This window comes from Lysinibacillus sp. NPDC093216, from assembly GCF_050280325.1.
Lineage (GTDB): Bacteria > Bacillota > Bacilli > Bacillales_A > Planococcaceae > Lysinibacillus.
On record NZ_JBNNVB010000023.1, the window covers coordinates 57,100 to 70,341 of the forward strand.

A 13,242-nucleotide genomic window follows, 5' to 3' on the forward strand; every position below is an offset into this window, starting at 1 on the left:
ATAAAGTAAAAGGATTCACACACAGTTTTGTGTAAATCCTTTTTGCTCTTAGGAAGGCGAATGTCGATAAAACTAAAAAGTGGGGTGTTATTTTATAGGAATGCGTGTTCCTGTAAATAAGTTGATTGGAGTGGAGGTTTGGCAACTCCTTAGGGTTAGCGATAGAGAACGAAGGCTACTAGCAGCAACAAAGATTACGCTCTGTTTTTTTGTCTGTTACTTATGAAAAGAGGAATTATACATAACAATCCAAGGAGAATGAACAGGATTAAGGTGTTGATTGGATTATCTTTTACTTTTGTATCTTCTATGTGTTTTTTTTCAAATTCTTTTACCTCTTTTGTTGTATTTACTTTATTATTTGGAACAAATTCATTTTTATCGACATCATAGTAATAGAATCCGTGTTTGTTAAAGGTGAAAAAGTCATCTCTAAACGTCTTATATGAACTTGAAATCATCGCTAAGTTCATTTTTTCCGTATCAATCATTGGTTTTACATATTTTTCACTTTCTGCTTTAAACAATTCTTTTTCTTTTGTTAATAAGCTGGCTGCTTCACTTTTTACTTTTTCTACATCTTGAAGCGTTGTTGCTTTTTTCAAACCCTCTTCAATAAAGGCTATTTGTTCCTTTTTCATTTTTTCTTCAAATTCTTTTGTTTTTTGCTCTAATAATGATTGATCCTCTTTTACTGTTTTAATCAGTACCGTTTTTGTTTCTTGTGCTAATATTTTGGCGGAGTCGTTTTTGTAATAATTAACTTCTTTTTTATTTTTATCATTTACTGAATTCAGGTGCTCTTCTGTAACGGTTTTTGTTGCCATGCTGGCAGATGAAAAAACGATACTCAACATACATACCGACAGTCCGATTACACTTATTTTTTGTATGAATTTCATTTCAATCCCTCCGTTTTTTTTTATCATTATCCATATAATCCATTTTTACGATTGACCAACGGAATATATGAACAATCATAAAAAATATACTAAGGGGGTTAATATGAAAGAATATTTCTTAACCAGTACTGTGATAACGCCTTCGTGACAAACAACATGTTGGCTCGAGATCCTGCAGCGAAGCGGCAGCAACTGGGTTTTGTCTGTGCGAAAGCGAAGCGTCAGCAACAAATGTTTTCTGTAGCGAAAGCAAAGCGTCCAACCGGAACGGAAATCAACCCCACGGTATGGTGATAAGCTAAAAAATTAAAAGTGCAAAAAATCGTCAATACTTTGGTGAAGAAAACCATTAAGAAGTATGTTAGACTAAAATGAGGTCAGAAATGATAGTGCTATCATTTTCATTGAAACTGAAATTTTACATTTAAAGGAGAGACTTCAATGTTTCCACAATTAACAACAGAAGTACTAGAAGGCGAAGTACTTGTAGAAATGAAAACAACATTAGGTGCCATCAAAATTAAATTATTCCCAGAGCATGCACCAAAAACTGTTGAAAACTTCTTAGGCCATGCAAAATCAGGATACTATGACGGCATCATTTTCCACCGTGTGATCCAAGACTTTATGATTCAAGGTGGTGACCCAACTGGTACAGGTATGGGCGGTGAATCAATTTGGGGTAACTCTTTCGAGGATGAGTTCTCTGAAAACGTATTTAATCTTCGCGGTGCCCTTTCAATGGCAAATGCGGGTCCAAACACAAATGGTTCACAATTCTTTATCGTACAAATGAAGCACCTTCCAAGTGATATGCTTCGTCAATTACAAGGTGCTGGCTTCCCAGAAGAAATTATTGAAGCATATGCTCAAAATGGTGGTACTCCTTGGTTAGACCATAAACATACAGTATTTGGTCATGTTGTTGAAGGAATGGACATCGTAGACAAAATTGCAGACGTAGAAAAAGACATGCGTGATAAACCAGTAGAAGATGTGAAAATCGAGTCAATTACAGTTTTTGAATAATAATTGTAAGGACGTGTAAAACATGAAACATTTAATGTATCAATTTTTATATTTCCCAGAAGATAAATCAGGCTACATTCCTGCAGCTTTTGAATTTTTAATAATGCTTATTTTATGTATTGTTGTCTTTACTGTTTTCCGTAAGATTTCTAAGAAACAAGAAATGAAATCAAAGGAAATCGAAGCACGTATTCTTTCAGAGAAAAATAATACAAACAATCAGCAAAATATTTAACTGTATTTAGCGGGTGTCTAAACACCCACTGAATTAGAGGGATTCAGTCTAAGAACGCCACGTCCTGTGGCAATTTATCTGTGCGAAAGCGAAGCGACAGCAACACGGTTTTATCTGTGCTGTCGCTTCGTTGCACTACGCTTTCGCGCAAAAAACATCTGTTAGCCTATAGCCTACAATTATGCCGAGGCATAATTGATTGTACGAGATGCCTCGCAGCCTTTAAGGACTGCGGGGCATTTGTATTTTCGCATTTATTTTATGCCAAAACACCTCATGTATTGTTTTCTTAGTACCATTCTCCATATGAGATATATTTTCTAAACAAAAAAAGGATATCTCGGGAAAACTTGAGATATCCTTCGCTATTTATTTTCTATTGCTGAAGTGCTTGCTTAAAGCGCTGAACACCGTCTTTCACTGTGTCAAATGAGCAAGCGACGTTCATACGTAGGAAGCCACGACCCTCTTCACCATATTTTGTCCCAGGCTCTAATGCTAGCTTGCCATTTTCCAGCAAGCGTTTCATGATTTCTTTTTCATCAAGTCCTAATTCTCGATAATCAATCCAAAGTAAATATGTGGACTGAGGTTTATTAATATGGATGCCAGGTAATTGCCCTAATTCAGAAATCACATAGTCCATATTAGTTGAAATATAAGAAAGCATGTCATTTAACCATGGGGAACCCTCTGTATAAGCAGCTTGAAGTGCAACAGAAGCAAAGGTATTTAAGGAGCCTTGCCCACTAGCCATATGAACTGCTTCTAGTAGCATACGCTTTTCCTTATCCGGCACAATCATATAAGCGACTTGAATACCAGCTAGATTAAATGTTTTTGTCGGTGCCATGCACGTAATAATACGATCAATTTCATCACCAGCGATTTTTGCTAATGGTGTATGTTTTGAGCCATCTAACATTAAATCAGAATGAATTTCATCGGAAATAATCACTACATCATATTTTGCACATAGTCGTACGATTTCCTTTAATGTAACTTCATCCCATGCATAGCCTCCAGGATTATGAGGATTACACAATATGTAGGCTTTCACATTTTGAGCAAGTGCTTGTTCAAAGGCTTCAAAGTCATAGACAAATGTGCCATCTTTTTCTACTAAAGGACAACTAACAATCTCTCGGCCATTACTTTTTGGAATGTTATAAAATGGTGGGTAGACAGGTGAGGAAATAAGTACTTTATCTCCTGGATTTGTAAATGCCTTGATACTATCCGCTAAAGCAGCAACAACACCGTTACAGAAAACAATTGAATCTTTGTCAATGTGCCAATCATGATGAGCATTCTGCCAGTCTACAATCGCTTGCACTGCTTCATCACTAACAAAGCTATAGCCGAAAACTGTCTTTTCAGCATGCTCTTGTAGCGCTTTTGATACGGCTACTGGAGCAGCGAAATCCATATCAGCTACCCACATTGGTAGTATGTCTGAAGCATCTTGTAGCCCATATACATTTTCCATTGCGTCCCACTTTACAGAGTTTGTACAACGACGTTTAATAGTTTGATCGAAAATAGACAAGCAAATCACTCTTTTCTTTTTTATTTACTATGGTATCATACGAGTATGATAAAAGGATAATAGGTGAGTATTTTGGAAAATATAAAAATGAATCAAGCAGCCGTACGTCTGCTAGAGGAGTGGGATCCATTCCACTTAGGTCCAGATCATTATGATACTGAAACTGCAGATGTTGTAGCAGCATTGCAAGGTATTGATGATCCATCTACTCTTGCAAAGGTTATTCAAGAAACATATGAGCATTCGTTTGAAGAATGGATTCCATTTGAAGATTGTGTAGCTATTTCGTACAAACTTATTGCGATAAAATTTGAAGCAAAATGCATTATTTAACTTCTTTTTAGCGGGAGTCAAAACATCCGCTAAAATAAAGGAACTCAGTATAAGAACACCACGTCCTGTAGCAATGACTGAGTGACCAACATCATACCGCTGCCGCTACGCTTACGCGCAAAAAACATATGCCGCTGCCGCTGCGTTAGCACTACGCTTACGCGCAAAAAACATCTGTTGGCCTAAGCACAAAGCCGAATCCGGACGCAATGATGCTTTTGCTTTTCTATAGAAAACGAGGTTGTCACTTTCAATTGAGAGACAACCTCGTTTTTTTATTTAAACAAAGGTAAGATCCCCTGGATGAAAATAATTACTATCGCTATTGGAGAAACATACCGAATTAAAATATACCAAATATTGAACATCAGACTAGATGAGGCAAGCTCCTTACGAGAAATATCTTTTGTATAATAATAGCCTGCAAAGATAGAAATTAGTAAGGCTCCAATTGGCATACCAATATTATTCGTCAAGAAGTCTACAAAGTCGAAAATAGAACGATCTAAAATTTTTACATCAGATAGGATATCGAATGATAATGCACTTGGAATACCGACAATAAAAATAATAATACCGCCAATCCAAGCGATTTTTTTACGCTTTTCAGGCTTATCTCCAATTGCGATAGCCACGACAATTTCTAACATGGAAATGGAAGAAGTAACTGTTGCAAATAGTAAGAGTACGAAGAAAATCGTTAAGAATAGACCACCAAGAGGTAATTGTTCAAAAACAGCAGGTAAAATAATAAAAACGAGGCCAGGGCCTTGATCAGGAGTATAGCCAAGTGCGAACACTGCTGGGAAAATTACTAGACCTGCAAGTAAAGAAATAATGATATTCATCGATGCCACATTGATGGCTGAATTTCCAATCTTTTCTGATTTCGACAAATAGGAAGCGTATGTGATCATTACCGCAATCCCAACACTTAACGAGAAGAATGCTTGTCCAAGCGCTTTTAAAAATGTTTCCGCATTTAAATAGGACCAATCAGGGACGAACATAAATTTGACGCCTTCCATTGCACCGTCCAAAGTTAAAGAACGTATAACTAATACGATGAAAAAGATGAATAACAGTGGCATCATCCATGTACTAGTTTTTTCAATCCCGCCTTTAATACCAGCTGATACAATCACTACAGTTAACAACATAAATAACCCTTGAACAATCACCGCTTCAAATGGGCTTGAAATAATGTTACTAAATAAATCTGCATAATTACCATTTGAACTATTGAAATGGAACGTTAGGGAACGGCCTAAATAGCTTAAAATCCAGCCACCAACAACACTGTAAAATGAAAGTATTAGACCGGCAATAATCATGCCGCCCCACCCTATTAAGTACCATGGTTTTCCTGGCGCTTGTTCCTTGAACGACGTGACGGCATCCTTTTGCCCGCGACGTCCAATCATAAATTCTGCAATTAATACCGGCAAGCCGATGAAAAATGTACATAGGATAAATAATAAAATAAAAACACTTCCGCCGTTAGTACCCGCCATATAAGGAAACTTCCAAATCGCTCCTAACCCTATAGAACTTCCAGCGGCAGCTAAAATAAACCCAATTTTAGATGTAAATTGATCTCTCGAAGACACGAAAATAAATCCTCCTTATACTAAAGTTTCATTTTACAGCAATATTCTCGTTACACAAGCAAATTTCAGAAATGACTTATAGATATTCTAAAATAATTTCGTTTGTGCAACCGGGGTAATTTTAGAGGCATAATAAGTGTTTGGGTAAATTATTAAAAAAGTAAAATTCGTTTAAATATGTAACAATTAGGAGGGATGATTCGTTACATGTGCAAAGGGGGGGATGACTGTGACAGAAACTGAATTAATAGAACGGGCTCAGCTAGGAGACAAAGACGCCTATATAGAGCTGATCCGAATACATCAACGAACAGTTGAAAAATTTGCTTTTCAATGCGGCGTACATAGTGATGATTTAGCAGATGTTTCGCAGGAGGTATTTGTGAAGCTCTATCGTTTTTTACATCAATTTAAGCAGGATCGTTTTACGACATGGCTCTATAAAATCACATTAAATGCAACACGTGATTATTATCGCAAAGAACAACGAGAGCAGGCAAAGGAAGAAAAGCTAAGTGCTCAGCAACAAATGCCCTCATCTTCAGCAGAAAAGCATGCCCTTAATTTTGAGGAGGATAGGCTATTACATAATGCCATTAACGAACTGGATGAAAAATATCGTTATCCTCTTATATTATTTTACTTCCATGAATTAAAGTATGAGGAGATAGCCGAGGTACTAAATATTTCGTTATCAACTGTCAAAGTTCGTATATTACGTGCAAAGGAAAAGCTCAAAGCGGTGTTAATGCAGGAGGGGAGTGTTGAAAATGGATGATAAACAATTTGAAAAACGAATGGAGCTTCTAAAAAAATCCTATGATCGCATGGAATCACAGTTAGATCCAGAAGCCGTTTTCACACAAATCGAAGCAGAAAATGCAACACAACATTCGCCAGAAATCATAACAACAAAAAAGCCCCCCTTAAGATGGCAAAAGCCAGCTGTCTGGATAGCAAGCATTGCAAGTGTACTTTTATTAAGTGTTCTTATTTCGTCGTATGTCATTGATCCATCGACTTTTGTTCAAACAGCTGAACAGGAACAAGAACAAAAATATAACGAATGGGTTTCAAACTTTACAAAAAAATATCAAGAAAAACGTGAGCAGATGCGTAAAGAGCTCGATATACCAGAGAAAGAGTTTAGTGAGATATCAAAAGTTCAAATTGCAGATACTGAAATTTATTCTTTACCTAAAAGAAAAGAGATGTTTATAGAAATACAGAACACCAATAATAATGACTTTTTAAAAAGTTTAGAAAAAGATGCATTGGATAATCTACAAACGCCACGGGAGCTAATACAGAGTATCGAAACTTTCGAAAATCCTATGTCGTTTGAAGAATCTTATTACTTTTATAGTATATATTCTAACTCGGTAGAAGAAATTGCAGGCTATTATTCCAATAAACTTGCTCCGTATGAAAAAGTATTATCACAAAAACCAAAAAGTCTCCCTACAGACCTAAATAAATTAATTGCTACGGCTAAAAGGCAATATTTGGAATTGCGATATAATGGACAAAGTTATAGTTTTCGACCTAATCCTGTATTCGGAAAAGACGCGCCCGAATATTTGGACCGCCTTCACCCAAATGTATTAGGTTATTTTAAATACTTGGCTACAGGCTCTTTACTTGTTGGCGGAGATTTACTTTATTCTATAGAGGATTCTGCCACTATTCTGCGTCTCTATGAAAAAACACTTGTAGCAGATCAATCTACTGAGCAGGTTAATTTTAACGTATTAAAGGGAGAGTTTGAAAATACGTGGCTTGCCATTATTAAAGGAACTGACAGCAATCCAATTCGCACAAAAACTGGTCAATTTAAGCCTGAATACATGGATCTACTAACGATTATTGCGAATGGTGAATATGGTGAGGCAATGCGCAAAACTGCTCAATTAATACTAGATGAAATAAAGTTGACTGGACAATCCAAAACTCTAGAACAGTTAACACCATACGATATATGGATGGGGATTTTATATGCGCGAGAAGACACGTATATGCAGACGGAGGATGGGACAACAAGTATAGCAATTAATCCTGATTGGATTGAGCAAACTAAATCTCTTTATAATTCGTATGTTGAGACGAGAGACGAGACAATTATTGACACATTAAATCCAATAAATATCGTTAGTTTATTTTTATATGCTCATGGGGTTGGTGATCGAGAAGTAGCTCAAACACTACTAACTGATGATTTGGATATAGATAAAGTTGTTCAGTTTGATGGGATGGGAAATTTTAAATCTCTTCATGAAATAGAGGGTTACTCACTTCATATTGGAGCCACTGTAAAAAGTGCAGCACATGGAGTAATTGGACAGCAATTATCCTTTAAATTAACCTCTGTAGTAACTAAAAATGGTGGACAGCATTACCTAATTAGTGCTATTAACGAGTAAGGAGATTTTTTGCCCCACTAATACACCTATGTTATAATTTATGGTGATATATACGTAGCAAACAAAAAGAAAGTGGGCAAAGGTTATGGGACAAAAATATGAATTAGGGGACGTGTTGACTGGTAAAGTTACAGGTATACAGCCATATGGTGCATTTGTTGCGCTTGATGAAGATACACAAGGCCTTGTACATATTTCCGAAATTACGTACGGCTTTGTAAAGGACGTTAGTGAATTTTTGTCAGTTGGGCAAGAGGTCGAAGTGAAGATACTTGAAATCGTTGAAGATGCCGAAAAAATTAGTTTATCGATTCGTGCTTTGCAGGAGCGCCCAGCTACATTGCGTAAAAAAGATGTACTACCACGTAAATCATTGCAGGACCGTGTAGATGAATCGGATGCGAATGGTTTTAATTCCCTAAAAGATAAATTACAGGACTGGATCGAACAGTCAGGACAATAAAGTAAAACTGTAATCAGTGATCTCCACTGATTACTAGTTTCCACTGATCGGGCGTTTACTGGCAGTTATTTTACCTAACTTCTTTGCTTTTGCTGAATTTTGAGATATAAATTACTGCCTGTTAATGCGTGATAAAAAAACGAGGATGCTTTCAAATATGAAGGTACCCTCGTTTTTTTGTATTCAAATATAACTATTGATTTTTTATTTTTCGAATTCGATATTGTAGGTTTTGACGACTCATGCCAAGTGCACTAGCGGCCTTTGTAATATTGCCTTCATATAAATTTAAGACGTTTTGCACATAATATGATTCGGCTTCACGCAAATAAGCATCGAGCGGCATAACATCGTTCTGTTGCTGGAACATAAAGAATTCCGGCTCGTGATTAGATGTGTCTTGCTGCTGTACCTTGAAACGGAAATGCATTGGTAATAAATCTGAGGTAACTGTTGATTCAGTGGTCATAAATGACACAATTTCATCTAGTAATAGCTCAAGCTCTTTTAAATTTCCTGGCCAATCATATTGCAAGAATAAATCCTGTACATCAGGTGCTAGATTCGCGACATTTGAAGCGAAGCGTTCTCGATGGCGGTTAAAGTAATCATCTACGAATGGAAGAATATCTTCTTTTCGATCTGTTAGATTTGGGATGGTAATAGACATTGTAGCAAAGAAATAATACAGTGATTTTGAAAGTTTCTTCTCCTCAATCAATGCAATAGGGTCGCTTCCGACACTACCGATGAGCATGTATTTAGACTGTGGAAGAGATTGTAATATCTCTAAAAGTTGCTCTTGGATATCTAGACTTAAAAAATCTATGCGTTCAAAGAAAAAAGTGTATGCTTTGTCATCTTGTAAGAGCTCCTGTAATTTGTCTAAAACAGATTGAGCAGAGCGACGACTCACTAGAGTTACAAATGCTTCAGGATCAGCCGATACTGCATGGTGCATGCCCTCTGCGACTAAATCCTTTCCTGTACCCGATTCTCCAATTAGTAATACCGGTAATTTCACAGCTGCTGCTTTTTTGGCGTTTGCGATAATTTGTCGCATCGATTCGGATACAGCTGTAATCATATCGAATGTTAAAGGTTCATCATATCGACGAAGAGGCTGATAAACTAGCTTTTCGAGTGATGTAATGTCACGAGCAAATTCGATCGCTCCAATTAGTTTATTTTCAACATAAAGTGGAAAAGTATCATTAATCGTTGTAATTTCATGACCATTTTTATTCCAATAAGTTTGTTTTACATTGATCTCCTTTTTGCCTGTTTGTAATACTCGCATTAAAGTACTTTCATGCTGGCGGAAGGAAAACATTTCAATAACAGAGCGATCTGCTAATTCATCAAAATGGAAACCTTCAATTTCTTTCATCTTTGTATTATAAATAATTGTTTTGCCAGAAAGGTCTACAGCATGAATACCAACAGATACATTTGTTGCAATGAACTCATAAAAAGGGAGTAAAGGTTCAAAATTTTTCATAAAATGTGCACCTCAAAAAATTTTTTACTTGAAATATGCAACGAAATTTTGCATTATAATAAGTGTAAGAATATTCTAAACGCAAAGATATTTTGCGTCAATGTTTTTTGCACACTTAAAACATATCTCACGAGGGAGGATTTAGTATGATTTCATACAAACACGAACCATTCACAGATTTTACTCAAGAGGCAAATTACAACGCTTATTTAGAAGCATTAAATAAAGTAGAAGGTTATTTAGGTCAAGATTATCCACTTATAATTGGTGGAGAACGTATTACGACAGAAGATAAAATCATTTCATATAATCCAGCAAAGAAAACAGAAGTAATTGGTCGCGTATCAAAAGCAAACAAAGAACTAGCTGAAAAAGCAATGCAAGCTGCGGACGAAACATTCAAAACTTGGAAAAAAGTAGATCCAGCTATTCGTGCAGACGTACTATTTAAAGCAGCGGCAATTATCCGTCGTCGTAAACATGAATTCTCTGCACTTTTAACAAAAGAAGCAGGTAAACCATGGGCTGAGGCTGATGCAGATACTGCAGAAGCAATTGATTTCTTAGAATACTATGGTCGTCAAATGCTACGTATTAAAGAAGGTCAACCTGTAGAAAGTCGTCCAGGTGAATATAACCGTTATGACTATATTCCATTAGGTATTGGTATTGTTATTTCACCATGGAACTTCCCATTCGCTATTATGGCAGGGACAACGGTGGCAGCTTTAGTAACAGGTAACACTGTATTATTAAAACCAGCTTCAACAACACCTGTAGTTGCTTATAAATTTATCGAAGTGTTAGAGCAAGCTGGTCTTCCAGCAGGAGCTGTGAACTTTGTACCAGGTTCTGGTGCAGAAGTAGGTGACTACTTAGTTGATCATCCAAAAACACGTTTCATCAGCTTCACAGGATCTCGTGATGTAGGCTTACGTATTAACCAACGTGCGTCTGTATTAAATGACGGTCAAATTTGGATTAAACGTGTTATCGCTGAAATGGGCGGTAAAGATACAATCGTTGTTGATAAAGAAGCAGATCTAGAGCTTGCAGCACAATCTATCGTAAAATCAGCATTTGGCTTCTCTGGTCAAAAATGTTCAGCATGTTCTCGTGCTATTATCGTTGAAGATGTCTATGACCAAGTTGTTGACCGTGTAGTGGAATTAACAAACACGTTAACAGTTGGTGACCCATCAGACTTCAACAACTTCATGGCAACAGTTATTGACCAAGCAGCATTCAATAAAGTAACAGAGTACATTGAAATTGGTAAAGGAGAAGGTCGCCTTGTTGCAGGTGGTACAGCTGATGATTCAGTTGGTTACTTCATCCAACCAACAGTATTTGCAGACGTAGATCCTTCTGCACGCGTTATGAAAGAAGAAATCTTTGGACCAGTTGTAGCTATTACAAAAGCTAAAGATTTCGATCAAGCAATTGATATTGCAAATGATACTGAATACGGCTTAACTGGTGCGGTTATTACAAATAATCGTATGAACTTAGAAAAAGCACGTGAAGATTTCCATGTAGGTAACTTATACTTCAACCGTGGCTGTACTGGTGCAATCGTTGGTTACCAACCATTCGGTGGCTTCAATATGTCAGGTACTGACTCAAAAGCAGGTGGCCCTGACTATCTACAACTTCACATGCAAGCAAAAACAACTTCTGAAATGCTATAACTTCTTTCGGCTGACAGAAGAAGTTGCCTCCGGACGCAATTATGTGGAGGCATAAATTATAAGAGAATCTGCGAGACTCCTCCTGGTAAAGTGAGTCCGACAAGAACCGCAGGCGCTAATGTCGAGGTGGCTTACCTAGGAGTAGTGTGCAGATTCTTGCTTTTTATATTCAGAAAATGCTGAAATTATTCTATTGAATTTACTTATAGAAAAACAGAGTCTACCAGAGATTTTCATCATGAACGTAAGGAGAGAAAACTATATGACAAAAACAAATCAAGTTATTGAACAAACTCAAAATTTTGGTGCTGCAAACTATCACCCGCTACCAATCGTTATTTCAGAGGCTGAAGGTGCTTGGGTAAAAGATCCAGAAGGTAACAAATATTTAGATATGCTATCAGCCTACTCTGCTGTAAATCAGGGGCATCGTCATCCAAAAATTATCGCAGCGTTAAAAGAACAAGCTGATAAAGTAACATTAACTTCTCGTGCATTTTATAGCGAAAACCTTGGTGAATGGTATGAGCTTGTTGGTAAATTAACGAATAAACAAATGGTATTACCGATGAATACAGGTGCAGAAGCGGTAGAAACTGCATTTAAAGCAGCTCGTCGTTGGGCTTATGATGTAAAAGGCGTAGAAGATGGCAAAGCTGAAATCATCGCATGTAATGGTAACTTCCATGGTCGTACTATGCTTGCTGTATCTTTATCATCTGACGAAGAATATCGTCGTGGCTTCGGTCCAATGTTACCGAATGTTAAGTTAGTAGATTACGGTAACTTGGATGCATTAAAAGCAGCAATTACTCCAAACACAGCAGCGTTTTTAATTGAGCCAATTCAAGGTGAAGCGGGTATCGTTATTCCATCAGAAGGCTTCTTAAAAGCTGCTCGCGAGCTATGCCGTGAAAACAATGTTTTATTCATTGCGGATGAAATCCAAGCTGGTTTAGCACGTACGGGTAAAATGTTCGCATGTGATTGGGAAGAAGTAGAACCTGATATGTACATTTTAGGAAAAGCTTTAGGCGGCGGTGTATTCCCGATTTCTTGTGTAGCTGCAAATCGTGAAATCTTAGGTGTATTCAATCCAGGATCACACGGCTCAACTTTCGGTGGTAATCCTTTAGCATGTGCTGTATCTATTGCTTCAATTAAAGTATTACTAGATGAAAAATTAGCAGAGCGTTCACACGAACTTGGTGAATACTTTAAAGGGAAATTAAAAGAAATTAACAACCCAGTCATTAAAGACGTTCGTGGTCGTGGTTTATTTATCGGAATGGAATTAACAGAGGCAGCACGCCCGTACTGTGAAAAGCTTAAAGAATTAGGCCTATTATGTAAAGAAACACATGATACTGTCATTCGATTTGCGCCACCACTTGTTATTTCACAAGAGGATTTAGATTGGTCAATTGAGCAAATTGAAAAAGTTTTTAAAGTTTAACAAAATGTTCACATTTCAATTCGGAAGTATGTTACAATGATGCCGATATACTA

The 13,242-nt window shown here is 36.9% G+C and carries 12 protein-coding genes; 8 read left to right on the forward strand and 4 right to left on the reverse strand.

Annotated features, from left to right (window positions below; translation table 11 throughout):
• Positions 1-194 precede the first annotated feature (194 nt).
• On the reverse strand, positions 195-902 hold the full coding sequence (locus ACQKOG_RS20700; RefSeq protein WP_370078013.1) for a hypothetical protein: 708 nt from the start codon (positions 900-902) through the stop codon (positions 195-197).
• A 441-nt stretch (positions 903-1,343) separates the two neighbouring features.
• Between ACQKOG_RS20700 and ACQKOG_RS20705 the strand changes: the two genes are divergently transcribed.
• Together ACQKOG_RS20705 and ACQKOG_RS20710 are read left to right on the forward strand one after the other, a co-directional pair.
• Entirely contained in the window at positions 1,344-1,931 is a 588-nt protein-coding gene (locus ACQKOG_RS20705) for a peptidylprolyl isomerase (RefSeq protein ID WP_370078011.1), read from the forward strand.
• A gap of 22 nt (positions 1,932-1,953) precedes the next feature.
• Positions 1,954-2,166, forward strand: a complete 213-nt coding sequence (locus ACQKOG_RS20710; protein ID WP_053484185.1) for a hypothetical protein — start codon at positions 1,954-1,956, stop codon at positions 2,164-2,166.
• Between the two features lie 376 nt (positions 2,167-2,542).
• On the opposite strand, the gene ACQKOG_RS20715 is transcribed toward ACQKOG_RS20710, so the two are convergent.
• Positions 2,543-3,715 (reverse strand): MalY/PatB family protein, encoded by a 1,173-nt coding sequence (locus tag ACQKOG_RS20715; RefSeq protein WP_370078009.1) that lies wholly within the window; start codon positions 3,713-3,715, stop codon positions 2,543-2,545.
• A 72-nt stretch (positions 3,716-3,787) separates the two neighbouring features.
• Here ACQKOG_RS20715 and ACQKOG_RS20720 point away from each other — a divergent pair, with 72 nt between their 5' ends.
• The gene (locus ACQKOG_RS20720) at positions 3,788-4,048 is read left to right on the forward strand and encodes a DUF1871 family protein (RefSeq protein ID WP_132361698.1); all 261 of its coding nucleotides are present in this window, start codon (positions 3,788-3,790) and stop codon (positions 4,046-4,048) included.
• A 275-nt stretch (positions 4,049-4,323) separates the two neighbouring features.
• Here the strand turns inward: ACQKOG_RS20720 and ACQKOG_RS20725 are convergent, their stop codons facing one another.
• On the reverse strand, positions 4,324-5,658 hold the full coding sequence (locus ACQKOG_RS20725; protein ID WP_402869251.1) for a sodium-dependent transporter: 1,335 nt from the start codon (positions 5,656-5,658) through the stop codon (positions 4,324-4,326).
• Positions 5,659-5,887: 229 nt separating this feature from the next.
• On the opposite strand from ACQKOG_RS20725, the gene ACQKOG_RS20730 reads away from it, so the two are divergent.
• From ACQKOG_RS20730 to yugI, 3 genes are all read left to right on the forward strand, one after another.
• A complete protein-coding gene (locus tag ACQKOG_RS20730) occupies positions 5,888-6,436 on the forward strand; it encodes an RNA polymerase sigma factor (protein WP_370078004.1) in 549 nt (182 codons plus the stop codon).
• Entirely contained in the window at positions 6,429-8,078 is a 1,650-nt protein-coding gene (locus ACQKOG_RS20735) for a hypothetical protein (RefSeq protein WP_370078002.1), read from the forward strand. Before ACQKOG_RS20730 ends, ACQKOG_RS20735 begins: the two co-directional genes overlap by 8 nt.
• 85 nt (positions 8,079-8,163) lie before the next feature.
• Positions 8,164-8,541: a S1 domain-containing post-transcriptional regulator GSP13 gene (yugI, locus tag ACQKOG_RS20740; RefSeq protein ID WP_427448190.1), complete on the forward strand. Its 378-nt coding sequence runs from the start codon at positions 8,164-8,166 to the stop codon at positions 8,539-8,541.
• Positions 8,542-8,734: 193 nt separating this feature from the next.
• Here yugI and ACQKOG_RS20745 read toward each other — a convergent pair whose 3' ends face one another.
• A complete protein-coding gene (locus ACQKOG_RS20745; protein WP_370077999.1) occupies positions 8,735-10,042 on the reverse strand; it encodes a sigma 54-interacting transcriptional regulator in 1,308 nt (435 codons plus the stop codon).
• A gap of 146 nt (positions 10,043-10,188) precedes the next feature.
• Here ACQKOG_RS20745 and pruA point away from each other — a divergent pair, with 146 nt between their 5' ends.
• The gene (pruA, locus tag ACQKOG_RS20750) at positions 10,189-11,733 is read left to right on the forward strand and encodes an L-glutamate gamma-semialdehyde dehydrogenase (protein WP_370077997.1); all 1,545 of its coding nucleotides are present in this window, start codon (positions 10,189-10,191) and stop codon (positions 11,731-11,733) included.
• A gap of 262 nt (positions 11,734-11,995) precedes the next feature.
• The gene (locus tag ACQKOG_RS20755; RefSeq protein ID WP_370077995.1) at positions 11,996-13,189 is read left to right on the forward strand and encodes an ornithine--oxo-acid transaminase; all 1,194 of its coding nucleotides are present in this window, start codon (positions 11,996-11,998) and stop codon (positions 13,187-13,189) included.
• Positions 13,190-13,242 lie beyond the last annotated feature (53 nt).

Excerpts from the sequence above, each read along its gene's own strand:
- ACQKOG_RS20700 (WP_370078013.1), bottom strand. The coding sequence starts at position 902 with ATGAAATTCATACAAAAAATAAGTGTAATCGGACTGTCGGTATGTATG.
- ACQKOG_RS20705 (WP_370078011.1), top strand. The coding sequence starts at position 1,344 with ATGTTTCCACAATTAACAACAGAAGTACTAGAAGGCGAAGTACTTGTA.
- ACQKOG_RS20710 (WP_053484185.1), top strand. The coding sequence starts at position 1,954 with ATGAAACATTTAATGTATCAATTTTTATATTTCCCAGAAGATAAATCA.
- ACQKOG_RS20735 (WP_370078002.1), top strand. The coding sequence starts at position 6,429 with ATGGATGATAAACAATTTGAAAAACGAATGGAGCTTCTAAAAAAATCC.
- yugI (WP_427448190.1), top strand. The coding sequence starts at position 8,164 with ATGGGACAAAAATATGAATTAGGGGACGTGTTGACTGGTAAAGTTACA.
- ACQKOG_RS20745 (WP_370077999.1), bottom strand. The coding sequence starts at position 10,042 with ATGAAAAATTTTGAACCTTTACTCCCTTTTTATGAGTTCATTGCAACA.
- pruA (WP_370077997.1), top strand. The coding sequence starts at position 10,189 with ATGATTTCATACAAACACGAACCATTCACAGATTTTACTCAAGAGGCA.
- ACQKOG_RS20755 (WP_370077995.1), top strand. The coding sequence starts at position 11,996 with ATGACAAAAACAAATCAAGTTATTGAACAAACTCAAAATTTTGGTGCT.